We start from the raw sequence: 1,475 nt of genomic DNA, 5'->3' as shown, positions 1-1,475 counted from the left end.
TGGGCCCAGCCGAGGCTGTGTCCGTACCGGATCCGGGCGCGGGACTGCTCGTCGGTCAGCAGCTCCGGGGCGCAGCCGGGCTTGCAGTCGGCGGGAAGGCCGGGCAGGTCCCAGTCCTTCACGGGGCCGGCGGGCCGCTGCGGGACGGGCTGCTCCTGGACGTCGTCCTCGACGCGGACGTTCACCCGGGCCGGGGCGGTCTGGGCGGCGGCCGCGGTGGTCACCACGGGGCGCTGCGGAGCAGCGGGAGCTGCAACAGGTCGGGCCGCGTCCAGTGCCGCAACAGCGGCTTCGGCCGCTGACGTGGCCGTTCCCCCCGTGTGAGTCGTGGCTGCTGCACCTGCGGCAGCTGCGGCCGGGGTGGAGTACGAGGGGCTGACCTGTGCCATGGGTCGGGCGGGCTGCCCCATGGCGGCCATGCCGGTTCCGGCCCCGGAGCGGGGGGTTTCCCCCGTCTGGAACTGACCCATGGCACCCATGGCACCCATGGCACCCATGGCAGGTGCGGGGGCCACTGCGGCCGGGGCTTCTTGCCGGGGCGCCGCGGCTGCCGGTTCGGCCGGGCGTGCAAATGCTGCGCTGTCCGTCGTCCGAGGCGCCGGGGAGGGTGCGGGGGCCGGGGCGGGGCTGTCGGCTGCTGTCGTGCGGGCGTCGGCCGTGGGCGCGACGGCAGGGCCCTTGTCGGCTCCAGCACGGGCCTGCGGGGCCCGATGCCCCGTCTGAGACCCGGACGCGACAGGCACGACAGGCACCGGCGCCGGTACGGCCGACGCGGGGCCGGCCTCCTCCTGGTGGTCGTGGACGGCGGGCGTCTGCGCCTTCGCGGAGACGTGCTGGCGGGTGGTGAGCACGACTCCCACCAGGTGGACCACGACGGCCGCGACGAGCGGCGGCACGGTTGAGACGCCGATCCGCAGCCACGCCGTGACTTCCACGTCCTTGGACTGCACCAGGTGACCGAGCGCGTTGAGGCCGACCGAGCCGAAGACGGCGGCCAGCGTCACCGCACGGGCCAGCGAGCGGGCCTGCTTGCTCATCCGATCCGCCAGCCATACCGCCCCCGCGACCAGGGCGAGCGCGTCCACGGCCACCGGCAGAGACCACGACATCCGCACCGCGCCCCACGTCTGGACCCAGCCCACCGCGTGCCCCAGCTCCGCGAGCGTGGCCGCCGACGCCGCCATCGCGACCCCGCCCACCAGCACCGCCCCGGACACCAACGCCACCAACAGCCGATCCACCCGCGCCGGTACGTCCAACGTCTGCTTCCTACCCATGATTTCCTGACTCTCCGTAGTGTTCGCGCACACGGCGCGGGGACTGTGCGGGGCGGTGTGCGCGGCGCGCACCCGCCTGCTTCTAAGGGCGGAGCGGGGTTGGGGGGGGGGGGGGGGGGGGCGCGGCGCGGGCCCCCCCCGTGTCACGGGGGTTGGTTATGGGGCGGCGCCCGCCCCACCGGGTCAACCCCGCCGGGG

General features: G+C 75.6%; 1 protein-coding gene. It reads right to left on the bottom strand.

The window, feature by feature from the left end:
• Positions 1-1,277, bottom strand: a 1,277-nt coding sequence (locus ACFZAX_RS35100) for a DUF2637 domain-containing protein (RefSeq protein ID WP_390966991.1), incomplete at its 3' end; no start/stop codon positions are given.
• Positions 1,278-1,475 lie beyond the last annotated feature (198 nt).

Origin of the sequence: Streptomyces sp. NPDC008125, from assembly GCF_042957125.1 — a bacterium.
In the GTDB taxonomy this organism is placed as follows: Bacteria; Actinomycetota; Actinomycetes; order Streptomycetales; family Streptomycetaceae; genus Streptomyces.
This window is presented reverse-complemented; position numbering and strand designations above follow the sequence as displayed.